The organism is Rhizobium laguerreae (assembly GCF_002008165.1).
In the GTDB taxonomy this organism is placed as follows: domain Bacteria; phylum Pseudomonadota; class Alphaproteobacteria; order Rhizobiales; family Rhizobiaceae; genus Rhizobium; species Rhizobium laguerreae.
In genome coordinates this window covers 699,389-725,121 of sequence record NZ_MRDM01000014.1, presented here as the reverse complement: position 1 = coordinate 725,121, position 25,733 = coordinate 699,389, and the positions used below count along the sequence as shown (strand labels likewise).

The following is a 25,733-nucleotide window of genomic DNA, read 5'->3' as shown; positions in this document are numbered from 1 at the left end:
TTCCCGCCTGTGCCCCGTATTCGAGGACGAGATCGTGGACGATATCCAGAAACATGTTCTTGCGGAGCGGGCGCTGGCCGTCGCCCGCCACTGCATCGCCAGCCGCTATGCCGGGGCCGCATTCGCCTATGTCGCCGGCTCCATCATGCGCGGCGAAGGCACCACCTTTTCGGATATCGATTTGGTCGTGGTGTTCCCGTCGCTCCAAAGAGCCTGGCGGGAGTCGTTCAGCGTGGATGGGTTTCCGGTTGAGGCCTTCGTCCACGATCCGCAGACGCTGGCGCATTATCTCCATCAGGATGCAGACAGCGGTTATCCCATCATGGTCAACATGGTTGTCACGGGCAGTATACTGGGGCCGGATATCGACAACGCCCGCGTCATACAGGCAAGGGCGGCAAGGATGCTGGCGGCGGGACCGAAACCTCTTGCCGGGGCAGACTACGACTTGCTGCGCTATCAGGTCACCGATCTGGCCGATGACCTGCGCGGCGCCCGCCCGCCCGAAGAGATCGCCGCCATCGCCGCACTTCTCTACCAAAAGCTGGCCGACCTGATTCTGCTCGGACGCGGCGTATGGACCGGCCGCGGAAAATGGGCGCCGCGCCTCATGAAGAAGCTCGATGCGCAACTGGCAGCCGAATTCGACGCGGCGTTCAGACTGGCGGCAGCAGGCGACGGCGCGCGATTTCTGGCTTTGGCCGACCGGGAGCTTGCCCTGCATGGCGGCCGCTATTTCGAGGGTTTCAAGCAGGACGCGCCGCTGGAAGCGCGCCACCTGGGATAGTATCGATTTGCGTTGACTGCGTTCTGCTCGCTCATTCCTCGCCAGACTCGACCAGCGCCTCCCGGACGATCGCGTAATAGGGGGCAAGCTCGGGAATATCGGCGGCCAGCCTGTCGAAGGCGGGGTCGGATGGCGCAAGAGTGCCGGCGTATTTCGCTTGCGTGAAGGCCCGATGGGCGGCAAGGGCTTCGGCGTCGGCCTTGTGCACGACGGTATAGACCGGCGAAGGTACGGTGCGACCTTTGACGATGATGCGATCGAGCTCAACGACGGTGTAGGTGCCAGCGACCAGCCCTGCGGTCTCCTCGCCGAGCAGCAGGGCCACGCCATAATTCTTCGAGGCGCCTTCGAGGCGGGAGGCAAGGTTGACGCTGTCGCCGAGGCAGGAATAGTCGAAGCGGCGGGTCGAGCCCATATTGCCGACGATGCATTCGCCGGTGTTGATGCCGACGCCCATTTTCAAGACGTGGGGCTTGCCGCCGCGTGCTGCGGCTTCCCGTTCCAGCTCACGGTTGAGGTTCGAAATCGCCGCCTGCATGGCGAGCGAGGCTTTGACTGCGTGGAGCGCATGCTCGGGATCGTCGAGCGGCGCGTTCCAGAAGGCCATGATGCAATCGCCCATATATTTGTCGATCGTGCCGCCATGATCCATCACCACGTCGGAAAGCGGCGTCAGCAGCCGGTTGATCAGGCCGGTCAGTTGCTCCGGATCGTCCTTCAGTGTCTCGGCGATGGTGGTGAAGCCGCGTACATCGGAAAACAACACCGACAGCGTGCGCCGCTCGCCGCCGAGCTTGAGCTGCGAGGGATCCTGCGACAGGCGCCGGACGAGATCTGGCGAGATATATTGGGCGAAGGCGCGGGTGATCTGGCGCTTGTTGCGGCGCTCCTCGGCAAAATCGAAGGCGGCCTGGCCGAAGACGACGGAGATATAGGCGACGGTCGGGCCAAGCGGCGAGACGAAGATATAGGCTAGCCGCATACCGGCGGCACTGACGGCGGCGAAGGCAAGGAGGGCCGCCGCGCTGGTCACGATCGTCAGCCATCCGGTTGCGCGCCAGACGGTGGTTGCGGCCAGCAGGACCGATATCAGGATACAGGCGGCGACCGTCGGCAGCCGGGCCTCTGCAATCGACAAGCCGCTGCGGATATTGTCGTAGATCGTCGCCTGGATCTCGACGCCGGAGACGAGCTTGCCGGTATGGACGGTATAGGGCGTCGCGAAGGCATCGACGCCGCCTTTATCGATGGCGGGCGCATTCTGCAGGCTGAGGCCGACCAGCACGATGCGATCCTTGAAATAATCCGGCGGCAGCAGGTTCTTCGGGTCGAGCGCCTGATAGTACGAGACGGTGGGATAGCTGCGGGCCGGGCCAAACGACTGGATGAGCCGGCCGGCCGGCAAGGTCTCGGGGGCCACGCCGGCGACCTTGGTCAGCATGGCGGCAAAGCCGTCCTCATAGCCCGGGATGCGCCGGAAGGTGCCGTCGCCGCTGAGTTCGACGGAGGCGATGCCGGTCACGGCACCTGCTTCGGTGAGCTGCGGCAGGGGTGTCGCGCGGATCAGCTGCGAGGCCTGCGGCGTTTCGATCAGCGTTTCGTCGCCGGCAAGCACGGTATCGGGGCCGACCGCTTTGGTGATCGCCGCGTCATTATCGGGGTTCGAGGGCTCGGCCATGATGATGTCGAAGCCGATGACGCGGGCGCCGGCGGCGCGCAGCTGGCTGATGAGCTCGGCATGTAGGCTGCGCGGCCAGGGCCATTGCGCATTGATATCGGCAAGCGAGGGTTCGTCGATCGCGACGATGACGGGTCCGCCGGGCGGCGGACGGGGATCGTCGACTGTCGAGAGATAGTCGAAGCTTCGGAGCTCCAGCAGCGACCAGGCGGGCAGGCGCGATAGAAAAGAGATGGCGATCAGCGTCGTCAGCGACAGCACAAGCAGCCTGAGATGTCGGCTCCTGGTCTGCCCTGCCTGCCGCGACTTCTCCTGCGGCCGCATCAGAAGCGAACTTTGAGCGTGCCCTTGAAAGCGCGGCCCCAGCCGGGCACGCCGGGGGTGATCTCGAAGTCCTCGTCGAGCAGGTTATAGGCGGCTGCTTCCAGCTCGATGCGCTTGTCGAACGGTTCCCAGACCAAGTGGGCGTCGAGGCTCCAGTAATCGTCGAGCTTGGTGCCGAGATCGTCGCCGTCGCGCTCGCCGATATAATTGGCCGCCACCGTCGCCTTGACCTTGGCTTCATTGACCCAGGTCAGTGCGATCTGGCCGGAATTCTTCGGGATGAACGGCAGCGAACCGCCGTAATTCGGTTCCAGCGGGTCCTTGTTCTCCGATTCCATATAGGCGTAGGTGGCGGAAAGGCCGAAACCGTAGCCGAGCGCGACGTTGGCAGTCACGGCGGCGCGGTCGATGCTGCCGCGCGACAGCGGCAGGCTGTCGGCCGCCGGAAGCGAGATCAGCGGAAAGTCGATCGAGAAATCATGCAGTTCCTGGTGCTGGTATTCGACCGAGGTGAAGAAACGGTCCGTCCACTCGGCATCCCATTGCAGCGCCGCCGTGTCGGTATAGCCATCGACGCCCACCGAATACTGGTTGGCCTGCAAGCCGAGGATGCCAATCGGGGCAAGAGTGGGTACGCCGGTGTCGAGGCTCTGGCGCATGAAGGCGGCGCGCAGCCAATGGTTCTGGACGGGTGACCAGGCAAGGCCGAAGCGCGGCTCGAACCGGCTGACATCGACGCCATCGCCTTCCATACGCGTGCCGAAGAGAGCATATTCGCCCTTGAGATTGGGCGTGATCTCGTGCAGCACGTCTATATAGGCGCGGCCGATATTGACGCGGTTGCCGAATGTATCCGGGCCGCTAGTGGTCTCAGGGAGGACCGGGAAGCGCGGAAAGAGTTCATGAAGGCGAGAGAAAGTGGTCGTGCTGGCATCGATCCAGCCGCCTTCGATGCCGTACCGCCAGGTGAGTGGTCCGCTGCCGATGGAATGGCTGAGAGCGCCGATATAGGTTTTCGAGGACAGCTCCTCGGTCCCGTCCAAGAACGGAATAATGTCGGGGTCACGCAGGCCAAGAACCGGCGCATCGTCGACCTGAAGGGAGGTGGAAGTCCGCGACTTGCTTTCCGAATAGAGGAGGGCGCCGTTCAATATATTCTCGTAGCTGAAAGTATGGCTCCAGCCGAGGCCGGCATTGGTCGTCTCGCTGACATTGCGCCTATAACTGTATTGCGAAGAGATTTCAGTCGGTACCCCAGCGCCTAGCAGGTTGAGGAAGTCCGTCAGTGCTGAGCCGGCCGACAGCGCGTTCAGCGTGCCATCGTTCTTGGCATGGTTGACATAGGCCACTACGCGATCGTCCGGCGTTACCGTTGCCGTCAGGTAGCCATTGCCGCCGACGATCTTGTTTTCGGTCTCGAAGCCGCCAAAGTCGCGATAATCCCCGTCGAGGGCCAGTTCTTCCCAGGTCAGGTTGCCGTAGAAGCTGAGCGGAATGGTTTCGTTGGAATAGCCCTGGATTTCGGCCTCGCCGATACGCCTCGTATGGCCGTCGACGCTGTTGATGCCGCCGCCGAGCGAGCCTTCGATGAAGGGCACATCAAACAGCGTTACCGAGCGTGAGCGGCCGGAAAGCATGTGCGGCGAAAGCAGCAGGCCCTGGATGAAGGATGAGTAGCTCGACGCGTTGCCGCGGTTCTGGATGATATTGTCGTCGCTGAAGCTGGTCGCGTTGACGAAAGGAAAGATGCTGCCCTTGATCGACTGATCGATATAACCCGTGCCGTTGAAGGGATCGAAGACGGCATCGCCGTAATAGCGGCCCCAGGCATCCAATCCTTGCAGGCGGAAGGCGTCGTTCAGTGTCGAACCGGCGCTCGCATTGGCGCCGAGGCCGCTGTAATCGCCGCCGCGGGCGCGCGAGCGGCGCAGGAATTCCTGCGCGTTGCGGATCGCGCCGTCTGAATCATAATCGTCGATATCGATCGCGGTGCGGAAGGACGAGATAACAGGATCGTCATCGTCGAGGCGGTTGGCATTGTCGAGCGCCTGCTCGGAGGGAAGCCGGTCGCCCTTTTCGTAATGAGCGGCCGCAAGCATGAACTGCGATTGCGAATGCGCGGGATTGGCGGTGCTGGCGGCGAGCAGATCTGCCAGCGCCTTGTCGCGCTCGCCGGTCTGCAGGTAATAGCGGCCGCGAGCAAGCAGGGCGTGATCGAAGGATGGATCGAGAGCGATCGCGGTGTCGATTTCGCGCTTGGCCTCCTTCATGCGCGCCTGATCGAGATAGAGGATCGCGAGGTTCGCGTGCAGCAGCGGGTCCTGCGGATCGAGCTCGATCGCCTTCTTGAAGGCCTTTTCCGCTTCGCCGTTGGCATCGCGCGAACTCTGCAGCAGGCCGAGAGAATTCAGTGTGCCCGATGCGCCGGGGGCAAGCGCGATGGCGCGGTTCAGGTCCGCAAGCGCGCCGTTGATATCGCTTTCATAACTTGCCTTGTAGCCGGCACGGGCCGACAGCGCCATCGGATGATCGGGGTCGAGCGACAGCGAGCGTTCTATTGCTTCCTTCATCTGCTCACGGTCATCGGTGAGCTGCGCCAACTGGGCGCGGACTGCCGGCAGGGTCGGATCATCGGGATACCGCTGCTCCGCTTTCCTGATGATATCAATCGCCGCGCGCGGATTCTCAAGGAAGCCAGCGGTATATGCCTGCATGATTGCGCCATAGGGGCCGGTGGTGTTGGCCGGCGGCTGTTCGGCATGGGCGGGGTCGGCCAGCGAACGGGCGAAATAGCCGCCATATTGGGCCATGTTGCGGCGTGTCGGGTCGAGATGCGGCAGGGCCTTCTGGAAGAGCCTGGCGGCATCGCCATAACGCTTTTCCGAGCCGGCGATGGTGGCGTCGATCAGGTCGACGCGCGCCTGCTGGGCTGTCGTCAGTTTGCGGCCACGGATATTCTGCAGCGTTGCGGCTGCAGCCTGGCGTCCGTCGAAGGCGCTCTGCACTTCGGCAAGTTCCAGCCAATCTTCGGTGGTGCGGCGCTCCGGCGGCAGCCCTAACAGGCGGCGGCGTTCGGTCGCCATGCGGTCGGCCCGCAGCGGCGAAGTCGGCATCAGGTCGAAGCCGTCGCGCAAGTCCAGATAGAAGAGCATCTGTTCGCGGTCGTCAGGATTGACGCTGATGATCTTGCTCGGCGCCTGGCCGATGGTCGCGACCGCCCCTTCGCCCTCGTTCACCTCGACGCTGCCCTGCGGGTTGCTGAGCGCTACGCGGCCTTCGAGCACGATCATCGAGGTTTTGGCGCCCTCGACGGTCATGGTCCAGTCGGTGCCGCGGATGGCGGCGGCGGCGGCCGGTGTTTCCACCGTCAGGCCCTGGCCGCCACGCTCGGCGCGTGCCCAGATGGTGCCGGATTGGAGATTGAGCACCGTATCGCCGCCGGCAGCCATCTTCTTGACCTGCAGCGAGGAATTGCGGCCGAGGCGGACCTGGGTGTGATCGGAAAAGACGATGGCGAGCTGGCCGTTGGCGTTGGTGCGCAGCACGTCGCCGGTCAAAAGATCCTGATTGATGTCGACGACGCGCCAGTTCGACACGTCGATGAAGCGGACTTCCTCGCCGATCTTGCGGGCGATGACGGAGCCGGCGACCGGCGTAGCGCGCGGCACGGGATCGGCCATCGCCGGCAGCCCGAAACCGGGCACGGCAAACGCCAGCGCCATCCCGACGCGACAGATGTTACTGGAATAACCCCGCATGTCCTCGACCCCATACCCCGCTTCCCCTTTGTCCGTGTAGAGTGGAAAAGTCAAGTATGTTGCACACGTGTTCTTGCTTTCGTCGTCAAGTGTAATATCAGGGAAACACTTTGGGGTATGGAGTATTCAGGTGAGTGAATTTGAAAATGCCACTGAGGTTATGCTGAGCAAGCCCTCAAGCGGGGACGTCAGCACCGAGTATTTCGATCATATCAAGAAAATCAACGACATATTTTATGATCAGATCAAGATATCCGACCAAAAGGCCGCCTATATCTTTACTTTCATGCTCGCCTTTCTGGTGAGCTCCAGCGAGGTGAGGGCCGTGTTCAGCCTGACGCGTTACACCGGCGGCACACCGGGCAGCATGCTCTTTTCCGGCCTGCTTGCCTCAGCCTCGGTCTTCTCGATCCTCTCGGCGATTCTTGTCGTGCTGCCGCGGCGTCTCGGCACCTCAACCTCGCTATTCTGGGGCGCCTGGCCTGATCATCGCGATATGTTCTTCGAGGCCGCGCTTCGCCGTGACGAGCGCTACCTCTTCGACCAATATCTCGAAAACGCCAACATTCTTTCGGCCATCGCCCGCAACAAATACCGCTGCGTCACCTTCGCGTTTCGTGGGCTGATGGTAAGCGTGATCGCCTATGTGCTGCTGTTGATTGCTTTGTGAGGGAGTAAGCGGCGAACCAGCGAATGCGCCGATCGCAGGCGCGGCCAAGAATGCAGGGCGCGCCGAGGCGCGCCCGCCGGTTCAATCTTCGATCTCGAGAACGAGCTCGAGCTCGATCGGCACGCCTAACGGCAGGCTGGCCACGCCGAGGACGATACGGCCGGAGAGTTTGTCTTCGCCGAAGACCTGGAGCAGCATTTCGGATGCCCCGTCGGCGACCTTTGGGTGGTCGCGAAAATCGCCTTCGGTGGCGATGTAGACGCCGAGCTTGACGACCTTTGCCACCCTGTCCAGCGAGCCGAGATATTCCCTGGCGGCCGCAAGGGCGCTAAGGGTCGCTGTCTCGGCGGCCTTCCTGCCGTCTTCGGCCGTCAGCGCGCCGCCGACGCGGCCGATATAGCGGGGCTTGCGGTCGACGACCGGCAGCATACCGCTGAAGAAGACCAGCTTGCCGGTTCTGACCGCCTCGACATAGGCGCCCAAGGGCGTCGGCGGTGGGGGAAGGGCGATGCCGAGATCCTGCAGCCGCCGTTCCGCGCCGGCTGCCTGCGCTTTTGCATGGTCTACCATTTGCCCAGATGTGCGCCGCCGTCGACGTGCAGCACCTCCCCGGTGACACGCGGAGCTTCGGTGAGGAAGACGACCGCATCGGCGATCTCCTCGACATTGGAAATGCCTGCCATCGGCGACAGAGTGCTCAGGAAGTCCTTCGGGTTGTCTTTGTGCAACGGCGTGTCCACAACACCCGGAGCGACGATATTGAAGCGAATTCGCTCGTTCGCATATTCCATCGCCAGGTTCTTGGAGATGGCGTTGATGCCGCCCTTTGTCATCATCGAGACTGAGGCGGAGAAGCCGGCGATCGGATGATCGGTCAATGGCGTGGTGATGCTGACGACGCTGCCGCCCGTTTTCTGCGCGAGCATCTGCCTGACGACCTGTTGGGTCAGGTGGATGAAGCCTTCGAGATTGGTCGAGGACAATTTCTCGAAGTCGGCCATCGTGAACTCAACGAATGGCTTGGCTAGAAAAATGCCGGCATTGTTGACGAGTGCGTCGATCGAGCCGAAGCGATCGATCGCAGTCCTTGCCACCAGCGCTGCGGTTTCGGCATCGCCGATGTCGCCATCGACGAGCGCCAGCCTGTCCGAGGCTTGGAAAGCCTCCGAAGCACTGACCTGGCGCGAGGTAGCGACGACATTGTAGTCGCGCTGGATGAAGGCGTTGACGAGGCCGGCTCCGATACCCTGGGAGGCGCCCGTGACGATGACTGTTTTTCTCGTAGTCATGCTGATCTCCATAATCTGGTTCGGGCAACGCGGGCCTTGCGGTTGCAAAGGCGGGGGTCGCTCGAGATGGGGCTGCTGCGAATGCGCCTCCATCGGTTGTGGTTGTTTTCGCAAGGTGAATATGGCGAAAACTTCATTACCCGATTAGATGGAAATATCTGGATTCTCTTTTGCATCCATGCAAAAATCAACGCATGGCCGATCTGAACGACATCGCCGTTTTCGTGAAGGTGGCGCAGTATGGCAGCTTCAGCCGCGCTGCCCATTCCCTCGGCATGCCGGTATCGACCGTCAGCCGGAAGGTGACGTCGCTGGAGGAGCAGCTCGGCGTGACGCTCATACAGCGGACGACCCGCAAACTGAGCCTGACCGCGCAAGGCCGCGCCTATTACGACAGGTGCAGCGAACCGCTCGCCCATCTCGTCGACGCCGAGCAGGCGCTCACCGAGACACAGAGAAAACCGGAAGGTCTGCTGAAGATCTCCGTGCCCGTCATCTTCGGGCAGGAAGTCTTCTACGAATTCATCTCATCCTTCCTGAAGACTTATCCCAATATCCAGCTCGATCTCTTCGTCACCAACCTGTTCCTCGATCTGATCGCGGAGAACATCGATCTCGCCATCCGCTTCGGCGATCTTAAGGATTCCTCCATCGTGGCGCAGCGGCTCGGCAAGAGCGTGCGCTATCTGGTCGCCGCACCGGATTATCTGAAGGCCAGGGTGCTTCCCTTGAAGCCCGAAGACCTGAAGGACCATCAGTGCGTGCTCTTGAACGGCCGCAACGGCGAGGCAGAATGGCATCTCGTGAGCCGTCGCAAATCGGTTCGCCTGCATGTGTCGGGGCCGGTATCGAGCCGGGATTTCGATGCGGTGAGCGCCTTTACCTATCGCGGACACGGCATCGGCCTGCTTCCTTCGACTTATTGCGACGAACAGATCAGAAGAGGCGAACTTGTCCGCCTGCTGCCGGACTGGTCGTCCGAGGAAATTTTCGTGCACACCGTCTATCCCACGCGCCGCTTCCTGCCCTCCCGATTGCAGGTCTTTCTCGAGGCGCTGAAAGCATGGAAGACCCCCTTGTGGCTTCCCTTGCATTGAAGGCTTCCGATTCCATCACCGAAAATTGAAGCCGTGCGCGTGGGCGAGCGTCCTCCCTCGGCCAAGCTGTGTTAGAGTTCGCCGGCTTGCATGGCGCAGGGATTGGATTGCCAATGCTGACGACACTTGCGGTGCTCATGAGTCTTTCCGGCATCGTCCCCATCGCGCAAGCGGGGGAAAGCGAGGTCGATGTGACCCTCGTACTTGCCGTCGACACCTCGCGGTCGATGGATTTCGAGGAGATCGGGATCCAGCGCGAGGGCTATGTCGAAGCGCTCAAGCACAAGGAATTCATCGACGCGGTCAAGGGCGGGCTGACCGGCCGCATCGCCATCAGCTATTTCGAATGGGCAGGCTATGTCGTCCAGGATTCCGTCATCGACTGGCAGGTGATCGAGACTGAAGAGGACGCGATCGCTTTTGCCGACAAGCTCGAAGCCCGGCCGATTGCCACGCAGCGGCGCACATCGATCTCCACCGCGATCGCCCAGGGCGCCAGCATGATCGTTTCCAGTCCCTTTCAGTCCAGGCGGCAGGTGATCGATGTCTCCGGCGATGGGCCGAACAATTCCGGCGATCCTGTCACCCCCGCCCGCGACAAGGCGATAGAAGCCGGCATGATTATCAATGGCCTCGCCATCATGCTGCGGCCTTCCGATGCGCCCAACGGGCTCGATAAATATTATGCGGATTGCGTGATCGGCGGTCCCGGCGCCTTTGTGCTGCCTGTCCGCAAAATCGAGGATTTCGCCGTTGCCGTGCGCCGCAAGCTGGTGCTGGAGATCAGCGGCATTTCCCCGGCGGCGACGGTGCAGGAAACAGCCGGCGCCGAGGCGGGTGCCGACTGCCTGATCGGTGAGAAGCAGTGGCGGGACATCTTCGACCGTTGATGCCAGAACAGGATGATTTTAGGCCGGGTCGGCCTAAAATCTCAATCCTGTTCTGAATTACATAGTTAGAGCATGAACACTTTTCGGCATCATGCTCTACCGGATCAGCGCGCCGAAATTATATCAGTCAGTATCTGGTAAGCGGCGGAGACGCGGTCCTCGTTGGGATAGTTTTTGTTGGCCAGAATGACGATACCGAGCCGCTCTTTCGGGACGAACGCGACATATGCGCCGAAACCATTCGTTGAGCCGGTTTTATTGATCCACACATCGTCGCGCGGTTTCATTGCCGGCATCAGTTGCTTGACGGGGATGGTCTTGAGCATCGCGCTGGAATTGTTGTCCATCAACGTCGTCAATGTCGCAGGATAGGAATACTGTTCCCAAATAAGGTCCTGGGCCATCGCGCCGACATCGAAGTATGCCGTGTGCGTATTCGTGATCGCCTGCTGGAGCTTATCGTCCAATTCGACCAGTCCCATATTCGCGTCGATGAACCGGATCATGTCGCCTGCTGTGGATTTCACTCCATAGGCCTCGGACGAAAGAGTGGCGGGTGTCATCCGAGCCGGCTCGCCGCTTCGCTTGTAGCCTTGGGCATAGTCGGCCATTTTCGATTTCGGCACATTGATATACGTGCTCGTCAACCCGAGAGAAGCAAACAATTGCTCTTCCATAAGAGCTGCGAAGTCTTTGCCCATGCTTTTTGCCGTTATATATCCGAGCGCGCCAATGCTTGGATTGGCGTATGTTCGGTGCGTTCCGGCGGCATATGATGGTTTCCAGGTTGCGAGATACTCCATCAGTTGCTTTTCGGTTTTGACTTCATCGGGAACTTGCAGCGGAAATCCACCAGCCGTATGGGTGCCCAAATCCATCAGGACGACATCGCCGAAGGGCCTTCCCTTCATCGACGGAAGATATTTGCTTGCCTTGTCCGACAGCGAAAGTCGGCCGGTCACGTCTGCGTAGGAGGTGAGGGTGACTGTAAAGGTTTTGCTGATCGATCCCAGTTCGAACATGGTCGCCGAGGTGACGGGCCTGCCCGTGTCCTTCGACTCGACGCCGTAGTTGAAGATGTGGTTCTGTCCGTCAGCGGTGATGGCAACGGCAATGCCCGGAATGCTGTATTTATCCATGATTGGTTTTATCGCGGCGTCCGAGATGGCTTTCAGTTTCAGCTCGTCAGCCGCAAAGCCACTTGTGGAAATGCATGTCGAGACCAATGCGGCCGATAGAATTCCTATCCAATCACGCGTCATTTCTTCATCCTCTAAAAGCAGCTTCATCAGCGCAAAGGCGCATGAGGACGGCATTTTATGGCACTGTTTTGCGGCAGCAAACGATGATATCTCGGAGGAGATCCAAGAAAATCTAGGGCTAAGATGGTTCGGCAATTCCTCCCCTTGAATGGCTTGAGGGCCTTCGAAGCATCGGCAAGACATCTCAGCTTCACCCGGGCTGCGATCGAGCTTTGCGTTACCCAGGCGGCTGTCAGCCAGCAGGTCAAAAGCCTGGAGAAGCGATTGGGGGCTGCGCTTTTTCAGCGCCTCCCAAGAGGCTTGAAAATCACCGCAGAAGGCGAAGCTCTTTTGCCGACCCTGACCAATTCCTTCGATCAGATGGCGATCACGCTGGACCGGATTGAAGCCGGGCAGGTTCGGGAATTGCTGTTCCTGGGCGTGGTCGGGACGTTTGCCGTCGGCTGGTTGTTGCCAAGGCTTTCGGATTTTCAACTGCGGCACCCGTTCATCGATGTGCGCGTTTCGACAAACAATAATCGCGTCGATATGGCGGCCGAGGGACTGGACTTTGCCATTCGCTTCGGCAGCGGCTCCTGGCACGGCACAGAGGCGCTGCGTCTGTTCGAGGCTCCGCTCTCTCCTCTGTGCACACCCAAATTGGCGGAGCGTTTAAGGTCGCCTGCAGATCTGGTCGAGGCGACGCTTTTGCGGAGCTATCGAGCGGATGAGTGGAGCACCTGGTTTGCCGCAGCGAACGTTCCGCCGGCGGCACAGATAAACGCCGGTATCGTCTTCGACTCTTCCCTGGCGATGATGGAGGCGGCTCTGCAAGGACTGGGGATCGCTCTGGCACCGCCGTCGATGTTTTCCAGACATCTATCCTCGGGGGCTATCAGACAACCTTTTCCCACGACCATATCGCTGGGAAGCTATTGGCTGACCCGACTGCAATCAAGGCCGCCAACAGCAGCCATGCTCGCATTTTCCGATTGGATGATGTCGCAGATGTCTTCCGCATCGCAATGACAGCTTCCGGCGAGCCGGAGGCCGAGATCATCCCGACGCTCAAGGACTTCATGCCTCCACCGCCGCCGCTTTGCTTACGCCACACAGATGCCCGGCACGGCGACCTTCTGGAAGAGATGCGGTGAGGCGACCGCCGAGGACGGATAGGCCGAGAGCTTCCCCCCCGAAACTCCGGATGCGAGAATGCCGCCCGGAAATCGGCGGTCGATTCCCAGACGGCATAATTGAGATAAGCAGGACTTTCGCCGACGGCGCGATGCATCTGGGTCGAGATAAAGCCCGGCTGCCGTTTCATGAAGGCCGCATCGGCCTGCCAGGCATCAAGGAAGGCCTGCTCATCGGCCTTGTCGAGCGTGAAGAGGTTGATGAGGACGATCGCGGAGGCATCGATCGCGATTTGGCGATCGATCGGGAAGGCAGGGTCCATCGGGCGCATGAGCGACATGGTCGACTCCATCTGATTTGGTTACATGATGTCAATCTGGTGATATGGATACATAATCAATTTGACACTATGGTGTCAATATAGCTTTATGGTGACAAATGCACGAACCTCAACGGACCCCGGCCGGAACAGCCTTGACCGACCTCATTCTGGATCTCTTCCGGCTCAATAACCGGATGATCAACGCCGGCGACAAGCTCGTCGAGGGGCTCGGCCTGACCAGCGCCCGCTGGCATGTCCTCGGCACCGTCATCACAGCAGGCCGGCCACAACCGGTCGCATGGCTGGCGCGCGACATGGGGGCCAACCGCCAGAACGTCCAGCGCATCGTCAACGATCTGGAGAAGGAAGGGCTTCTGGCGTTCGAGCCCAACCCGCACCACCGACGGGCACAGCTCGTCGTGCTGACGGACAGAGGAAAACAGGCATATGAAACCGCCATGCACCTGCAGGCCCCCTGGGTCGACATGCTCTCGGAAGGGCTTCAGGTCGAGGATATCAAAACCACGCATGCCGTCATGAAGGCGCTGCGCAGCAAACTGGAAGGACATGGAGATGTTGAAGAGCAGGCCTGATCGCCATGGCGCAATAGCGGTCTCGATCCACTGGTTGAGTGCGGTTCTGATCCTGGCGCTGCTCGGCTCCGGCTTCCGGGCTGCCAACGCCATGGACGCGGTGACCAAGGCCGGGCTGCTGCGTTTCCACATTCCGGTGGCGATCGTCGTCCTGCTTCTCACGGCTCTCCGCATTGTCTGGTGGTGGCGTTTCGATCGCAAGCCTGCGCCGGTGCAGGCATCGCCTCGCTGGCAGGAGCGGCTGGCGGGCTTTGTTCACCTCGCCTTCTACATTTTCATTCTCGGCATGGTTGCCAGCGGCATCGGAATGATGATCCTCAGCGGCGCTGCTCCCGCCGTCTTCGGGGCAGCCGGCGCCACGCTGCCTGATTTCACCACCTATCCGCCGCGTGGCCCGCATGGGTTCGGCGCCTTCCTGCTTGTCGGCCTGCTGGTCTTCCATGCCAGCGCCGCGCTCTATCACCAGTTCGTCCGCGGTGATCACCTGCTGCGGCGAATGTGGTATGGCGGCTGAGATCCCGCCGCCGTCGATGTCTAATGTTTGGCTTCTCGGGCCTGACTCAGGAGACGCAGATCACCAAGCCGGCAAGGAGCTGGCCAGTGCCACGCCCAATTCGACGATCAACGCTGTGCGCCAAGAAGGCGCGATAAAGCACCGCGCCGTTGCCCGCCGAGACGCTTCTCAAATGATGTCACCGTCTGCGTGACGTCGCCGCCCTTGCCTATAAGGGCAGCTGCTTGCCGGCCTGTTCGCTGACCATGTATTCGGCGTACCAGTCCGGCCAGTTCTCGTCGTGTTTGCCGCCGTTTCGCTTCTCGTGTTCGCCGTGCGCGGTCGCTGCACGGCGCATGGCTGATGCGAGATCGGTCGACGTTGTGAATGTCGTCCCGTCGGCGTCGATGCGTCCCGGCAGGCGCGTGGTGACTTCCTGGAACAGCCAGCCGTTGCCATCGGGATCCTTGAAGGAGGCAAAGGAGCGATAGCTGCGGTGATCGGGATCGCGGCCGGCAATGCGGAGCCGCCCGAACAGGTATGGTTCGTCCTTGCCGGCATAGACGCCGGCCGCGTCACGGAACACTTCGCTGACCTCGACGCCGCGGGCGATGAGATCGCGGCGGGCGGCCTCGATGTCGGAGACGACGAGGTAGAGGCCCTGGGCGGAGCCGGGGGCGGCGGCGGTGACGTTCTTGCCGAAGATGATCGCGCAGCCGGAGCCCGGCGGCGTAAACTGGATCACCCGAAAGTCGGCATCATTGGCGAAGTCGGCGTCGAGCCGCCAGCCCAGGTCGTCATAAAAACGTTTGGCGCGGTCGACGTCGGAAACGGGGATGACGACCACCTCGAGCTTGGTATCGACGGGCTGTGTTCTCGGGGTCTCAATGGGGGGTTCGCTGCGCAGTGCATTGCTCATCTTAAGCTCCTTGGGTTCTGGATGTCTTGAGAATTGCGGACACGTGACGGTCAAGTTGACCACGGCGCGGTGGGGTCGTCGAATCAATTATTCTGTCTGATTTGGCCGGTATTGGCGGAGTCCGCTGCGACACACGGCGCGTCGCTCTCGATTCGTGCGGTTGGTGAGGGCATGTCGTCCGTGAGGCGGCGGGGTCGGTTCCCCGCCACCTTCGTCTGTCGTCCTGCGGCTCGTCGAGCCGGCGTGCAGGAAGTTCTTACGCGGCGAGAGCGGCGCGGGTTTTGCCGATCGTCAGAGCCGCCTTTGCTGCCTCGCGCCCTTTCTCGACGAAATGTGCGCGGTAGATCTGTTTGTGGTGCTCGGTTTCCTGATACTGATGCGGCGTCAGCGAAACCGACAGCACCGGCACACCGGTATCCATGCCGGCGCGCATCAGCCCATCGACGACGGCCTGGGCGACGAATTCGTGGCGGTAGATTCCGCCGTCGACGACGAAGGCGGCGGCAACGACAGCGGCATAGCGTCCGGTTGCCGCAAGATCGCGCGACAGCAGCGGCATTTCGAATGCGCCGGGAACATCGAACACATCGATCTGCTCGGGCGGAATAAGCTGATGGAAGCCATCTAGGGCGCGGTCGACGATATCGGCGTGCCAGCTGGCTTTGACGAAGGCATAGCGGGTGGGTGTCATGGTAATCTCCTTTGGCGAACAGACACATCACCCAAGGCGATCACGAACGTCCCCGACAGCCGCAGGGCGGCAGGAACGCACGTTCTCTTTCATCCGGACTATGACCGTCGGCTCAGGCATCTCACCTGATCTGCTGACCCTTCCTGAGAAGGCGCTCGCGGGCTCGCAATCTAAATTGCATACCGCCGGTAGGGACTTGCACCCCGCCCTGAGAACGGCGCGAACAATAGGGGGAAGGTGACGGGCTGGCAATAGGTCGAAATGCTTGGCGGCCAATGCAGCATCAGCGCTCCCGACCCGGCGATTTCGCTTGTTGGTCGATCGCGACGGGCAAGCCCTCTTGCGGAGGATGGGCTTGCGCCTACATGCTGTGCGTGAGGATATTCACGTCAGAATAGCACGGCAAGACAGGCTGCGCCGTCTCCACCGGAGACGGGCAGGGCCGTGGAAACCATGGGAGAGAGAGATGCAAGACCCCTTTGTCGTCCACCGCGAGGCGCATATCGCGGCGCCGCCGGCTGCGGTGTTCGCGTTGATGACCGACCCGGAAAAGATCCTGCGCTGGATGGGAACGGAAGCGCAGGTCGAGCCGCAGCCCGGCGGGCTCTATCTCGTCAACGTTACCGGCGCGCGCTTTGCGCGCGGCTCGTTTCGCGAGGTGGTGCCGGTTCATCGCCTTGCCTACAGCTTCGGCTGGGACGGCAGCGAGGTGGTGCCGCCGGGGTCGAGCCTAGTCGAGATCGACCTGATCGAGCAGGGGGGCGGAACGCTGCTGCGGCTCACCCACAGCGGCCTGCCGAGCGCCGAGCAATGCGCCGGCCATGCGGAAGGCTGGGCACATTATCTCGGACGGCTGACCGAGGTCGCCGCCGGGGGGGATCCGGGTCCCGATCCTTTTTACGGCAGGACATGAACAATTTTTTGCGGGCGGCGGGGCGGTTCTGAAGCGCTTGCCGTTGCGACAACAGCGGTCGGCGAGCGCTCGGACCAGCCGTGCGGAAGCGCTTCTTTTTCTCCCGCAAACATGAACGCGCAGTTCATCTCCAGTTCAATTTGGCGGTCATAAGGTGTGGACGGCTGGATTGAAATGGAGTTCTCGATGAAGGCACTTTCTATCGCGGCTGCCTTGCTCGCTGGCAGCCTCTCGTTCGGCACAGCGCAGGCGATGCCGATGGGGACAATCAATGTCCAGAGCAATGTCACAAAGGTCGACTACGCCTGCGGTCGCGGCTGGCATCTGACGCGCTGGGGCGAATGCCGGCGAAACTGGCGCCGCCCACCGCCGGTAGCTTTCTACGGTGGCCCGCCCCGCTGGGGCTGGGAGCGGCGTCACCGGGATTGGGATGGTCCGCGCTGGCGCCATGAGCGGCGCTGGGATCGCGACCGCCGTTGGCGGGATGATGACTAAGGGTCTTGCTTAGTTGGAGATGGACGAAGGCCGGGGCGATTTTCGCCCGGCCTTTTCTGATGAGACAGCTTCACGACGCTGACCGGCAGCGTCCTCCCGATTTGTCCGATACGGTCAGATCCTGCTGACGAGCCAGTACTTGTCGTCGATCAGCTCCTCGAGCTCGACCGGGTCCTTGACGCCGAATTCGAACCATTCGACGAGTTCCTTCGCCTTGCGGCTGCTCTCCTCCGCCGTCAGCTCGACCTGATGTCTTTCGCACCATCGCCTAAGGATCGACGTCAGCAGCGTCATGTCATTCCCATCCAGCGGATCTTTCGGCCAGAATATCGTGCCCATCGCACCCCTCAATCACACGATGACGAACGACCCTATAGTGGAATCAAAGTCGCGCAAGTTTAAAGTGTTTATTTTTTGTTTTCCACCACGCCGAATGGTTTTCGACAGCCGATGCGGACGGCCTTTGCGGGCGACAGGCCGAGTCGCTGGAAACGTCCCCACGATCACCCGGGGATGTCCTTGCGGATGTCCACGTGGGCGTGCGATGTTAAGCGATGGATCTGCCGTCTCCCCTTGCCTGGCTGGTTGATGAGGCCGGAGCCTCGCCTGGTCCCGAACGGTTTCTGGCCGAACTCGGGCGCCGGCTGCTGGCCGACGGACTGCCGCTTTCCGGCGGCACGCTGACGCTTTCGGTGCCGCATCCGATCATTGCACGGCGCACCTGGCTATGGCGGGCCGAGACCGGTGCTGTCATCGAGGCGCTGGCCTTTGCCGCGGCTCCGCAGAGCGAGGCCGGGCGCGACTGGCTGACCGGGCTCGGGCCGGTATGGGAGGAGCGAATAGGGCCTTCGCAGGATAGTCCCATGCTCGACTGGGCGGGTATCGACAACCGGGCAGGGTCGGGCGCATTCGCTCCGGCCGACGCCGACCGGCTGCGCGAGGTTGCGCGTTTTGCCGCCGCACCACTCGCAGCACTCGCGGCGCGGGAGGCGCGGGCAGCTCTGCTCGAAGCCTATCTCGGCCGGCGTAGTGCCGCCCGGGTGCAGGCCGGCGAGCTTGCCCGCGGCACCGGCGAGACCATCCGTGCCGCTCTTCTCTGCGCCGATCTGCGCGATTTCACCGCGCTTTCGGAGGTGACCGAGCCGCACGCAATGATCGCCACATTGGACGCTTGGTTCGATCGTGTGGCAGGCGCCGTGCACGCCTTCGGCGGCGAGGTGCTGAAATTCATGGGCGACGGTGTGCTGGCGATCTTTCCGGTCACGGCTGGGTCGGTCGAGGCAGACGCTGGCCGAGGGGATCGCGAGGCCTGCGAGGCCGCCCTTCGCGCGGTTGCCGCGAGCCGTGCCGGCATGGCCCATCTCGACCAGATACGCCTGGCGCAGGGGCTGGCGCCGCTGCCCTTCGGCGCAGCATTGCATTTCGGGGAAATCCTGTGGGGCAATATCGGCGCGGCCGACCGGCTGGATTTCACCGCCATCGGCCCCGCCGTCAATCTGGTCAGCCGGCTGGAAGGGCTCTGCAAGCCGCTCGGCCGAAGCGTGCTGATCTCGGGCGCGGTGGCAGCGAATACGGCGACGGCGCTGACGCCGCTCGGAGAGCATACCTTGCGCGGCATTGCCGACCCTTGTGCGGTGTTCACGCTGCCGGCGGATTGAGCCGTCAACAGGACACTGCCCGATGGAGTTGGATATGCAACGGTTTCTTCCAGTTGCGATTTGTCCACCCGGGAAATCGCACCGCAAAATCATGATTGTGAAACTCCGCTTTTTTAGCTAAAGCCTGTCCGCACATCGCACGGGAGGTTTCACGCATGGCTCGATACACACGCACGTTTTTCTCTGCTCTGGGTCTGTCTGCAATTCTGATGGCAGGGGCCGCTCGGGCCGAAGAGGGCAAGAAAGTCTCGATCGTTGACGACCGCGGCGTCACCGTCGAAGTCCCGGCGCAGCCGAAGCGCATTGCCTCGATTTCCTATTTCGCCGATGACGTCGCGCTGGCGCTCGGCATCAAGCCCGTTGCGAGCACCTATATGACGGCGGGCCGCGAACCCGATTTCCTGCTCGGCCTGACCTCCGGGATGAAGCAGATCGGCCAGCGTGCCAAACCCAATCTGGAACTTCTTTCCGAAGCCAAGCCGGACCTGATCATCGCGATCCGCCGCTATACCGTCGGCAACGCGGCGCAGCTGCAGAACATCGCCCCCTATGTCGCTTACAATATGGAACTGCTCGAAGAGAGCTACAGCGAAACCGCCGCGCTTTCGATGCTGCTCGGCAAGCCCGAACGCGGCGAGCAGCTGAATGCCGATTTCCGCAAGCATCTTGCAGAGTACGCAGCCAAGGCGCCGAAGGATGTTCATCCCCGCTTCCTGATCATGTGGGGTGGCGCAACACCTTTCGCCTTCCACACGGAAAATACCTCGGCTTCGATCGTCGCCGCAATCGGCGGTGACAATATTCCGGGGCCGAAGAGCCCAGGTGGTGAATTCGGCATCGATCTCAGCCTCGAAACCATGCTGGAGAAGGATCCCGAGGTCATCTTCATCTATGATTCCGGCCCGGATCGCCCGCATGAGAGCAATCCGATCTGGTCGCAGCTGTCGGCGGTCAAGAACAACCGGGTCTTCTATGTCGGCGACCAGTGGGTCGAGACCAACGGCCCGATCGCCCGCGAAATCGTCCTGCGCGAGGCGGCACATTATCTCTATCCCGATACGTTCCCGGCCATTGATGTCAAAGCGGAGGCCGCCAAGCTGATCCCCGCCGAACTACAGAACTAAAGCTCAGGAAAAGACCTGCGATGAGCCCCCGGCAATCGTTCCTGGCCATAGGGCTCATCGTCGTTGCATCCATGCTGGCCGTGATGCTCGGATTGCTGGTCGGCGCAAAGCCGATTTCGATCGAGACGGCGGTCCGCGTGCTCCTCGCACCCGATGGGAAGATCGAATCCATCCTTGTTTGGACGCTGCGTCTGCCGCGCAGCCTGACGGCCGTTGCCGGCGGCGCGGGGCTTGCTGTTTCCGGCTACGTGCTGCAGACGCTGACGCGCAATCCTCTGGCTGATCCCGGCATCACCGGCGTGACATCGGGGGCGGTCGCGCCGATCGTCTGCTGTTTCGTGTTCGTGCCCTGGCTTTCGGCCGGCTATTATCCCTTCATCGGCCTTGCCGGCGGGCTAGCGGCTGCCTCGGTGACATTCTGGGTGTCGCGCGGCGGGCAGGGGCGGCCGCTGCAGCTTGCGCTCGGCGGCGTCAGCGTCTCGCTCTTCCTCGGCGCGATCACCACCTATGTGCTTTTACTAACCGGGCCCCAATCGGCATCGCTGCTCTTCTGGCTGGCCGGCGGCTTCCAGGGGCGCACCTGGTCGCACCTCCTCTACATGCTGCCCTGGACGGTCGCCGGCGTCGCCGGTGCGCTCGTTCTCCGGCGCGTCATCGGCATGTTCATGCTGAGCGATCATGCGGCGGCCGGCATGGGGCTTCAGCTCGGCCTGTGGAAACCGCTCATCCTCATTCTCGCCGTCATCCCGGTGGCGGGGGTCGCGCCGGTCGCCGGGCCGGTCGCCTTCGTCGGCCTTGCCGCTCCCCATATTGCCCGGCTGCTCAAACCGCGGGGCACGGGATGGGAGATCGGATTATCCGCCGCCCTCGGCGCGCTGATCGTCACGGTCGCCGACGTTATCGCCCGCAGTGTCGCCATTCCGCGCGAGCTGCCGGTCGGCATCATCACCGCGCTGCTCGGCGGTCCCGTCTTCATTTACCTCATCCAGCGCGGGCAGCTCAACCTTGCGGGTGAAACGCGATGACCGCTTCGGTTTCGACAAAGGTTGGCTTCTCGGCCGCATGGATGGTTGCCGCGCTCGCCGCATTGGCGGTCTTGTCGCTTGCCGCCGCGATCTTCCTCGGCGTCGCCGATATTCCGATGGCGGATGTTGTAGCCGTGCTGACCGGCGGCGGATCCTCTGAATCGCGTTCGATCATTCTCGATATCCGGCTTCCGCGCATCGTCACCGGCATTCTGGCTGGCATCCATTTTTCGCTGGCGGGATATCTGTTACAGACCATCACCCGCAATCCGCTTGCCGACCCGTCGCTGATGGGTGTGTCGCAAGGGGCGACGCTCTCCGTCACGATCTTCCTGCTGTTCACCGTCTATATCTTCCAGCCCGGCTCGAACACGCTTGCCGAGCTGCCGGTCGCATGGCTGCCCGCCGCCGGGCTCGCCGGCGGCATGCTCTCCGGCGGCGCCATCTATCTGCTGGCCTTTCGGCTCGGCTTGAGTGCGCTGCGCATCACGCTTTGCGGTGTGGCGGTCGGCGCGGTGCTGCATGCACTGGCGATCGGCCTCATCGCCGGATGGGGGTCGGCCCGCATCGAGATCATTCTCGAATGGCTTTCGGGCAGCCTTTACGCCCGCAGCTGGGATCACGCGCTCTTCCTGCTGCCGTTCACGATCGCCGGACTGGCCATGTTGCCGGCCATTTACCGGCCGCTGATGCTGCTGCAATTCGATGCGCCTGTTGCCCGGTCCTTCGGACTTGCCTATCGGCGGCAGTTCACGCTCGTGCTGATCGTGTCTTGCGCACTTGCGGCGAGCGCCGTCGGCGCGGTCGGTCCGGTCGTCTTCGTCGGACTCATCGTGCCGCACCTCGCCCGCTTTTTGGCGGGGAGGAATTTCATCCTGTCGCTTGCCCTGACGATCGTGCTCGGCGCCATCATCGTTACGCTCGGCGATCTCGCCGGCCGGCTGCTGGGACAGGCGGAGGAAATCCCAATCGGGGTGGTGACGGCTGTTTTCGGCGTGCCGCTTCTGCTCGCGCTGCTGCGCAAAACCATGTGAGGCCGAAAATGCCATTGTCCTGCTCTGACCTGTCGGTGATGTACGGCCAGCGAAAGGCTCTCACCAGCTTCAGCCTTTCGCTTGAAAAGGGCGAGATTCGAGCGCTGATCGGTCCGAACGGCTCGGGCAAGAGCACGGCGCTGCATGCGCTTGCAGGCCTGATCAAACCGGCGGAGGGCAAGGCGTCGCTGGACGGCGTTGCCGTCACCTCGATGTCGCGGCGGATGCTGGCGAGGAGGTTGGCATTCTTGCCGCAACAGCCAGCCGCACCGGACGAGATGACTGTCGCCCAACTCGTCCGGCAGGGCCGCTATCCGCATGTCGGTCTGTTCCGCTCCTATGACAGCGGCGACGAGATGGCGATCGAATGGGCGCTCGAAAGCACCGGACTTACAGGACTTGCCGATCGCAGCCTTCGGGAACTGTCCGGGGGCGAGCGGCAAAGGGCGTGGATATCAGCCGCCCTTGCGCAGGAAGCGGAGATCCTGTTGCTCGATGAGCCGACGTCCTTCCTCGATATCGGCTATCAGGTCGAAGTGCTTGACTTGGTGCATCGTCTGAGCCGGGAAAAGGGCGTCACCGTCATCATGGCGATCCACGACATCAACCAGGCAATCGCCGTCAGTGACCGCATCTCGCTGCTCGAAAAGGGACAGCTCAGATTTGACGGCGCACCGCACGAGCTGGCCGAATGCGACCTGATCCAGCAAATCTTCCGCGTCAGGGGCCGCTTCGTCCAGGTCGCTCCGGACAGCCCGCCGCATTTCGACGTCGAGCTCATGAGGCTTCAACGATCCGAAACTGGGATTAGCGCTTCACCAGTCTGAAGACGGTTTTAGTCTGGGTATAGTAGGTCAGCGCATCGGCGAAGTCCGGCGTCCAGCCGTCCGCGACGAAGGGAATGAAGCCGTCATATTCGAGCTTGCGGGCGGAGACGTCGAAGGCCGCCTTTTCGAAGGCGCGGCCATAATCAGTGATCGATCGATCCTGAACGACAGTATTCGTACGGTTGGCGACGAGCTCGCGCCATTTCGGCCAGAGCGGGTTGTCGGTATGGCATCCCGTCACCGCATAATAGACGCCGCCTGGCTTCAGCGCCCGCCAGATATCGGCGGCGTGGGAGTCGATATCGGGAACGAGGTAGATGACCTCGTGGCTGATGGCCAGATCGAATTCCTCAGCCCAGCCTTCCAGTTGGCCGCCAACCTGGTGCTGGATCGGCAGGTTGCCTTTCAGCGTCTCTGCCTTGGCGATCGAGGTTTCGGCGATGTCGATGCCGAGCGCCTTGCGGAATGGGCGCATCGCATAGAGATGTCGCAGCAGGCCGCCCTGATTGCACCCGAAATCAAGCACGCTCTTGTCGGTCAGGTCTCGCTCGACGATGAGGTCGATCAGGTGGCGCCAGATTGGCGCATGTCCATCGGCCATCCTGTCTTCGGCATCGGGATCGATATACCACGTGCCGATGTTTTTCTGCGCTTCCTCAGCCATCCTCTTGCCCCTCGCATCATGCCGATCACGGTGACGGTCTTAAAATGCGTGGTCATGCTTGGCTAGATCAGAAGCCGGTTTTCGAGCGCCTTCCACAGCAGTCAAATTTTTGCAAAGAAAGTTTTGCAAAGATATGTTTGCGATTATATGCTTCGCGCATGAAACATCCGCACACCAAACCTGCCGCAGATGCCGCCGCTGCCCGCACCGTTAGCCGGGTCGTGCCCGAGCCGACCGCGCTGAAGGCGCTGGCGCATCCTGTCCGACTGCGCATGCTCGGCATGCTCAGGATCGATGGGCCTGCCACGGCGACGCAGCTTGCCGCGCGGCTCGGCCTGAACAGCGGCGCGACGAGCTATCATCTGCGCCAGCTTGCTCAGTACGGCTTCATCGAGGAGGCGCCGCATGCCTCGCGGCGCGACCGCTGGTGGCGCGCCAGCCATGAGCTGACCTCGGTGCCGCCAAGTGAGGCCGAAGGGGAGGCGCTCGATCTCGACATCGCCTTCAACCAGGCCGCACTCTCGCTGCAGGTCGGCCAGATGCAGCAGGCGCTGGAGGAATATGCCGAGCTGCCGGCTGAATGGCGCAAGGCGACGGCTGCCGACGACATCATCATCCCGATGACGGCGGTACAGGCTGAGGCCCTGACAAAACGGCTGAGCGACATCATCCTGGAGGCGATGCGGGCGGCCCCGCCGCTCGGGGAGGCGGTGTCGCAGGTTCCCGGCATGGTTCCCTTCTATGTCATGTTGCACGCCTTTCCCTATCCGGGCCGCGTTCCGCATCGCGAAGGTGAGGATAAGCAGTGAGACGGGGCGGGCCGTTCCTGGCGCTCGCGGCTGCGGAGACATTCTCGCTCTCCGGCACGCGGCTTTCGACCATCGCAATTCCCTGGCTGGTGCTGAGCACGACGGGCAGCCCGGTGCTGACAGGCCTGACGGCAATGATGGAGATGCTACCCTATGTTATCGCCAAGGCGCTCGGCGGACCGCTGATCGACCGCGCCGGCGCCAAGAGCATCGCCATCATCTGCGACACCGCCTCGGTGCTCGTGGTCGCTCTGGTGCCGCTTCTCGATCTCTTCGGCATGCTCGGCATGCCGGTGCTGCTGCCGCTCGTCTTTGCCATGGGCGTGCTGCGCGGCCCCTCCGATGCGGCCAAGCAGGCGATGGTTCCCGGTATCGCCACACTCGCCAATGTACCGCTCGAACGAGTGACCGGCGTTGCGAGCGCCATCGAGCGGCTGGCCTCGACGGCGGGTGCGGCCGGCGCCGGCGCTTTGATCGGGCTGATCGGCCCCGGCCAGGCGCTGCTCGTCAATGCCGCCACTTTCGCCGCCGCCGCGCTGATCGTTGCTGCTGGCATACCCGGGACGCGACGCACGCCCGCGCCCGAGACTCGACCGGTTGAGCGGGCTTCCTATATCGAGGATCTGCGCGAAGGCTGGCGCTTTCTGCGCGGCGATGCGGTGCTCGTCAGCATCGTCGCCATGGTGGCAGTTACCAATCTCTTCGACCAAGCCTATCATGCCGTGCTGCTGCCGGTCTGGACACGGGATGCCGGTCATGGCCCGGAGCTGCTCGGTGCGATGTTCGCCGCCTTCGCCGGCGCCTCGATCGCAGGCGCGGCGATTGCCGCGGCGATAGGCGAGCGCATGCCGCGACTGATGGTCTATACGGTGGCCTTCCTCCTGACCGGTTTTCCGCGCTTTCTCGTTCCGGCGCTGGACGCGCCCATCGGCCTCGTATTTGCGACGCTCGCCATAGCAGGATTCGCGTCGGGCTTCCTCAACCCGATCCTGTCGGCGGTCATCTTCGAGCGCATCCCCAAGCCGCTGACTGGTCGCGTCACCGCATTGAACACCGCCCTCTGCTTCGCCCTCATCCCTTTCGGCGGCCTCGCCGGCGGCGCGCTGATCAGCACGCTCGGCCTTGCCGCGGCGCTGTTCCTGATGGGGATTGCCTATCTCGCGGCAACGCTTGCGCCGCTGGCGCTGAAGAGCTTTCGCGGGTTTGACAGGGCCTCGCCTGAAGTTGGCTGAAACGGGCCGGCTGATCGACCGGCCGGCTTGGCCGTAGAGCCGGGCTACGACACGCGCCGGCCGGTC

General features: G+C 62.3%; 25 protein-coding genes, 1 pseudogene and 1 riboswitch. Of the genes and pseudogenes, 16 read left to right on the top strand and 10 right to left on the bottom strand.

Going from position 1 to position 25,733, the window contains the following annotated elements; genetic code table 11:
* Nucleotides 1-34: 34 nt before the first annotated feature.
* Nucleotides 35-787 (top strand): nucleotidyltransferase domain-containing protein, encoded by a 753-nt coding sequence (locus BS630_RS19385; RefSeq protein WP_077978683.1) that lies wholly within the window; start codon nucleotides 35-37, stop codon nucleotides 785-787.
* 31 nt (nucleotides 788-818) lie between these two features.
* Here the strand turns inward: BS630_RS19385 and BS630_RS19380 are convergent, their stop codons facing one another.
* Together BS630_RS19380 and BS630_RS19375 are read right to left on the bottom strand one after the other, a co-directional pair.
* The gene (locus BS630_RS19380) at nucleotides 819-2,789 is read right to left on the bottom strand and encodes a CHASE2 domain-containing protein (RefSeq protein WP_077978682.1); all 1,971 of its coding nucleotides are present in this window, start codon (nucleotides 2,787-2,789) and stop codon (nucleotides 819-821) included.
* A complete protein-coding gene (locus BS630_RS19375) occupies nucleotides 2,789-6,547 on the bottom strand; it encodes a FecR domain-containing protein (RefSeq protein ID WP_077978681.1) in 3,759 nt (1,252 codons plus the stop codon). Before BS630_RS19375 ends, BS630_RS19380 begins: the two co-directional genes overlap by 1 nt.
* Nucleotides 6,548-6,677: 130 nt before the next feature.
* Between BS630_RS19375 and BS630_RS19370 the strand changes: the two genes are divergently transcribed.
* Nucleotides 6,678-7,217, top strand: coding sequence for a Pycsar system effector family protein (locus BS630_RS19370; RefSeq protein ID WP_077978680.1), 540 nt, complete (start codon nucleotides 6,678-6,680; stop codon nucleotides 7,215-7,217).
* 81 nt (nucleotides 7,218-7,298) lie between these two features.
* On the opposite strand, the gene BS630_RS19365 is transcribed toward BS630_RS19370, so the two are convergent.
* Together BS630_RS19365 and BS630_RS19360 are read right to left on the bottom strand one after the other, a co-directional pair.
* A complete protein-coding gene (locus tag BS630_RS19365; RefSeq protein WP_077978679.1) occupies nucleotides 7,299-7,787 on the bottom strand; it encodes a RidA family protein in 489 nt (162 codons plus the stop codon).
* A complete protein-coding gene (locus BS630_RS19360) occupies nucleotides 7,781-8,506 on the bottom strand; it encodes an SDR family NAD(P)-dependent oxidoreductase (protein WP_077979236.1) in 726 nt (241 codons plus the stop codon). The genes BS630_RS19365 and BS630_RS19360 overlap by 7 nt, the downstream gene beginning before the upstream one ends.
* A gap of 194 nt (nucleotides 8,507-8,700) precedes the next feature.
* Between BS630_RS19360 and BS630_RS19355 the strand changes: the two genes are divergently transcribed.
* On the top strand, nucleotides 8,701-9,603 hold the full coding sequence (locus BS630_RS19355) for a LysR family transcriptional regulator (protein ID WP_077978678.1): 903 nt from the start codon (nucleotides 8,701-8,703) through the stop codon (nucleotides 9,601-9,603).
* A gap of 113 nt (nucleotides 9,604-9,716) precedes the next feature.
* Nucleotides 9,717-10,493, top strand: coding sequence for a DUF1194 domain-containing protein (locus tag BS630_RS19350; protein WP_077978677.1), 777 nt, complete (start codon nucleotides 9,717-9,719; stop codon nucleotides 10,491-10,493).
* A 104-nt stretch (nucleotides 10,494-10,597) separates the two neighbouring features.
* On the opposite strand, the gene ampC is transcribed toward BS630_RS19350, so the two are convergent.
* Nucleotides 10,598-11,755, bottom strand: coding sequence for a class C beta-lactamase (gene ampC, locus BS630_RS19345; protein WP_077979235.1), 1,158 nt, complete (start codon nucleotides 11,753-11,755; stop codon nucleotides 10,598-10,600).
* Between the two features lie 123 nt (nucleotides 11,756-11,878).
* On the opposite strand from ampC, the gene BS630_RS19340 reads away from it, so the two are divergent.
* Complete coding sequence (locus BS630_RS19340) at nucleotides 11,879-12,763, top strand: LysR family transcriptional regulator (protein WP_077978676.1); 885 nt, start codon at nucleotides 11,879-11,881, stop codon at nucleotides 12,761-12,763.
* Between the two features lie 74 nt (nucleotides 12,764-12,837).
* Here BS630_RS19340 and BS630_RS19335 read toward each other — a convergent pair.
* Nucleotides 12,838-13,208 (bottom strand): annotated as a pseudogene (locus tag BS630_RS19335) (antibiotic biosynthesis monooxygenase family protein).
* A 98-nt stretch (nucleotides 13,209-13,306) separates the two neighbouring features.
* Between BS630_RS19335 and BS630_RS19330 the strand changes: the two are divergent.
* Both BS630_RS19330 and BS630_RS19325 read left to right on the top strand, forming a co-directional pair.
* Nucleotides 13,307-13,783: a MarR family winged helix-turn-helix transcriptional regulator gene (locus tag BS630_RS19330; RefSeq protein ID WP_077978675.1), complete on the top strand. Its 477-nt coding sequence runs from the start codon at nucleotides 13,307-13,309 to the stop codon at nucleotides 13,781-13,783.
* Nucleotides 13,764-14,297: a cytochrome b gene (locus BS630_RS19325; protein ID WP_077978674.1), complete on the top strand. Its 534-nt coding sequence runs from the start codon at nucleotides 13,764-13,766 to the stop codon at nucleotides 14,295-14,297. The genes BS630_RS19330 and BS630_RS19325 overlap by 20 nt, the downstream gene beginning before the upstream one ends.
* A 208-nt stretch (nucleotides 14,298-14,505) precedes the next feature.
* Here the strand turns inward: BS630_RS19325 and BS630_RS19320 are convergent, their stop codons facing one another.
* Together BS630_RS19320 and BS630_RS19315 are read right to left on the bottom strand one after the other, a co-directional pair.
* On the bottom strand, nucleotides 14,506-15,195 hold the full coding sequence (locus tag BS630_RS19320; protein WP_077978673.1) for a VOC family protein: 690 nt from the start codon (nucleotides 15,193-15,195) through the stop codon (nucleotides 14,506-14,508).
* A 256-nt stretch (nucleotides 15,196-15,451) separates the two neighbouring features.
* The gene (locus BS630_RS19315) at nucleotides 15,452-15,886 is read right to left on the bottom strand and encodes a 6,7-dimethyl-8-ribityllumazine synthase (protein ID WP_077978672.1); all 435 of its coding nucleotides are present in this window, start codon (nucleotides 15,884-15,886) and stop codon (nucleotides 15,452-15,454) included.
* A 77-nt stretch (nucleotides 15,887-15,963) separates the two neighbouring features.
* Nucleotides 15,964-16,106: riboswitch (FMN riboswitch) on the bottom strand.
* Nucleotides 16,107-16,352: 246 nt separating this feature from the next.
* On the opposite strand from BS630_RS19315, the gene BS630_RS19310 reads away from it, so the two are divergent.
* Nucleotides 16,353-16,799 (top strand): SRPBCC family protein, encoded by a 447-nt coding sequence (locus BS630_RS19310; RefSeq protein ID WP_020050677.1) that lies wholly within the window; start codon nucleotides 16,353-16,355, stop codon nucleotides 16,797-16,799.
* 186 nt (nucleotides 16,800-16,985) lie between these two features.
* Nucleotides 16,986-17,294 carry a GCG_CRPN prefix-to-repeats domain-containing protein gene (locus BS630_RS19305; RefSeq protein ID WP_077978671.1) on the top strand — a complete coding sequence of 103 codons (309 nt, stop codon included), beginning with the start codon at nucleotides 16,986-16,988 and terminating at the stop codon, nucleotides 17,292-17,294.
* A 114-nt stretch (nucleotides 17,295-17,408) separates the two neighbouring features.
* Here the strand turns inward: BS630_RS19305 and BS630_RS19300 are convergent, their stop codons facing one another.
* The gene (locus BS630_RS19300) at nucleotides 17,409-17,633 is read right to left on the bottom strand and encodes a hypothetical protein (RefSeq protein ID WP_017961130.1); all 225 of its coding nucleotides are present in this window, start codon (nucleotides 17,631-17,633) and stop codon (nucleotides 17,409-17,411) included.
* A 215-nt stretch (nucleotides 17,634-17,848) separates the two neighbouring features.
* Between BS630_RS19300 and BS630_RS19295 the strand changes: the two genes are divergently transcribed.
* From BS630_RS19295 to BS630_RS19275, 5 genes are all read left to right on the top strand, one after another.
* The gene (locus BS630_RS19295) at nucleotides 17,849-18,952 is read left to right on the top strand and encodes an adenylate/guanylate cyclase domain-containing protein (protein ID WP_077978670.1); all 1,104 of its coding nucleotides are present in this window, start codon (nucleotides 17,849-17,851) and stop codon (nucleotides 18,950-18,952) included.
* Between the two features lie 155 nt (nucleotides 18,953-19,107).
* Nucleotides 19,108-20,076 (top strand): ABC transporter substrate-binding protein, encoded by a 969-nt coding sequence (locus BS630_RS19290; RefSeq protein ID WP_077978669.1) that lies wholly within the window; start codon nucleotides 19,108-19,110, stop codon nucleotides 20,074-20,076.
* A gap of 20 nt (nucleotides 20,077-20,096) precedes the next feature.
* Nucleotides 20,097-21,101: a FecCD family ABC transporter permease gene (locus BS630_RS19285; protein ID WP_077978668.1), complete on the top strand. Its 1,005-nt coding sequence runs from the start codon at nucleotides 20,097-20,099 to the stop codon at nucleotides 21,099-21,101.
* On the top strand, nucleotides 21,098-22,135 hold the full coding sequence (locus BS630_RS19280) for a FecCD family ABC transporter permease (protein ID WP_077978667.1): 1,038 nt from the start codon (nucleotides 21,098-21,100) through the stop codon (nucleotides 22,133-22,135). The genes BS630_RS19285 and BS630_RS19280 overlap by 4 nt, the downstream gene beginning before the upstream one ends.
* A gap of 8 nt (nucleotides 22,136-22,143) precedes the next feature.
* Nucleotides 22,144-22,962, top strand: coding sequence for an ABC transporter ATP-binding protein (locus tag BS630_RS19275; RefSeq protein ID WP_077978666.1), 819 nt, complete (start codon nucleotides 22,144-22,146; stop codon nucleotides 22,960-22,962).
* Here BS630_RS19275 and BS630_RS19270 read toward each other — a convergent pair.
* The gene (locus BS630_RS19270) at nucleotides 22,943-23,626 is read right to left on the bottom strand and encodes a class I SAM-dependent methyltransferase (RefSeq protein ID WP_077978665.1); all 684 of its coding nucleotides are present in this window, start codon (nucleotides 23,624-23,626) and stop codon (nucleotides 22,943-22,945) included. The genes BS630_RS19275 and BS630_RS19270 overlap by 20 nt on opposite strands.
* Nucleotides 23,627-23,784: 158 nt before the next feature.
* Here BS630_RS19270 and BS630_RS19265 point away from each other — a divergent pair, with 158 nt between their 5' ends.
* Together BS630_RS19265 and BS630_RS19260 are read left to right on the top strand one after the other, a co-directional pair.
* The gene (locus BS630_RS19265; protein ID WP_077978664.1) at nucleotides 23,785-24,435 is read left to right on the top strand and encodes an ArsR/SmtB family transcription factor; all 651 of its coding nucleotides are present in this window, start codon (nucleotides 23,785-23,787) and stop codon (nucleotides 24,433-24,435) included.
* A complete protein-coding gene (locus tag BS630_RS19260) occupies nucleotides 24,432-25,667 on the top strand; it encodes an MFS transporter (protein WP_077978663.1) in 1,236 nt (411 codons plus the stop codon). Before BS630_RS19265 ends, BS630_RS19260 begins: the two co-directional genes overlap by 4 nt.
* Nucleotides 25,668-25,733 lie beyond the last annotated feature (66 nt).

Coding starts and splice junctions, on each gene's coding strand:
- BS630_RS19380 (WP_077978682.1), bottom strand. CDS start 2,789: ATGCGGCCGCAGGAGAAGTCGCGGCAGGCAGGGCAGACCAGGAGCCGA.
- BS630_RS19375 (WP_077978681.1), bottom strand. CDS start 6,547: ATGCGGGGTTATTCCAGTAACATCTGTCGCGTCGGGATGGCGCTGGCG.
- BS630_RS19365 (WP_077978679.1), bottom strand. CDS start 7,787: ATGGTAGACCATGCAAAAGCGCAGGCAGCCGGCGCGGAACGGCGGCTG.
- BS630_RS19360 (WP_077979236.1), bottom strand. CDS start 8,506: ATGACTACGAGAAAAACAGTCATCGTCACGGGCGCCTCCCAGGGTATC.
- BS630_RS19355 (WP_077978678.1), top strand. CDS start 8,701: ATGGCCGATCTGAACGACATCGCCGTTTTCGTGAAGGTGGCGCAGTAT.
- BS630_RS19350 (WP_077978677.1), top strand. CDS start 9,717: ATGCTGACGACACTTGCGGTGCTCATGAGTCTTTCCGGCATCGTCCCC.
- ampC (WP_077979235.1), bottom strand. CDS start 11,755: ATGACGCGTGATTGGATAGGAATTCTATCGGCCGCATTGGTCTCGACA.
- BS630_RS19340 (WP_077978676.1), top strand. CDS start 11,879: ATGGTTCGGCAATTCCTCCCCTTGAATGGCTTGAGGGCCTTCGAAGCA.
- BS630_RS19330 (WP_077978675.1), top strand. CDS start 13,307: ATGCACGAACCTCAACGGACCCCGGCCGGAACAGCCTTGACCGACCTC.
- BS630_RS19325 (WP_077978674.1), top strand. CDS start 13,764: ATGTTGAAGAGCAGGCCTGATCGCCATGGCGCAATAGCGGTCTCGATC.
- BS630_RS19320 (WP_077978673.1), bottom strand. CDS start 15,195: ATGAGCAATGCACTGCGCAGCGAACCCCCCATTGAGACCCCGAGAACA.
- BS630_RS19315 (WP_077978672.1), bottom strand. CDS start 15,886: ATGACACCCACCCGCTATGCCTTCGTCAAAGCCAGCTGGCACGCCGAT.
- BS630_RS19310 (WP_020050677.1), top strand. CDS start 16,353: ATGCAAGACCCCTTTGTCGTCCACCGCGAGGCGCATATCGCGGCGCCG.
- BS630_RS19305 (WP_077978671.1), top strand. CDS start 16,986: ATGAAGGCACTTTCTATCGCGGCTGCCTTGCTCGCTGGCAGCCTCTCG.
- BS630_RS19300 (WP_017961130.1), bottom strand. CDS start 17,633: ATGGGCACGATATTCTGGCCGAAAGATCCGCTGGATGGGAATGACATG.
- BS630_RS19295 (WP_077978670.1), top strand. CDS start 17,849: ATGGATCTGCCGTCTCCCCTTGCCTGGCTGGTTGATGAGGCCGGAGCC.
- BS630_RS19290 (WP_077978669.1), top strand. CDS start 19,108: ATGGCTCGATACACACGCACGTTTTTCTCTGCTCTGGGTCTGTCTGCA.
- BS630_RS19285 (WP_077978668.1), top strand. CDS start 20,097: ATGAGCCCCCGGCAATCGTTCCTGGCCATAGGGCTCATCGTCGTTGCA.
- BS630_RS19280 (WP_077978667.1), top strand. CDS start 21,098: ATGACCGCTTCGGTTTCGACAAAGGTTGGCTTCTCGGCCGCATGGATG.
- BS630_RS19275 (WP_077978666.1), top strand. CDS start 22,144: ATGCCATTGTCCTGCTCTGACCTGTCGGTGATGTACGGCCAGCGAAAG.
- BS630_RS19270 (WP_077978665.1), bottom strand. CDS start 23,626: ATGGCTGAGGAAGCGCAGAAAAACATCGGCACGTGGTATATCGATCCC.
- BS630_RS19265 (WP_077978664.1), top strand. CDS start 23,785: ATGAAACATCCGCACACCAAACCTGCCGCAGATGCCGCCGCTGCCCGC.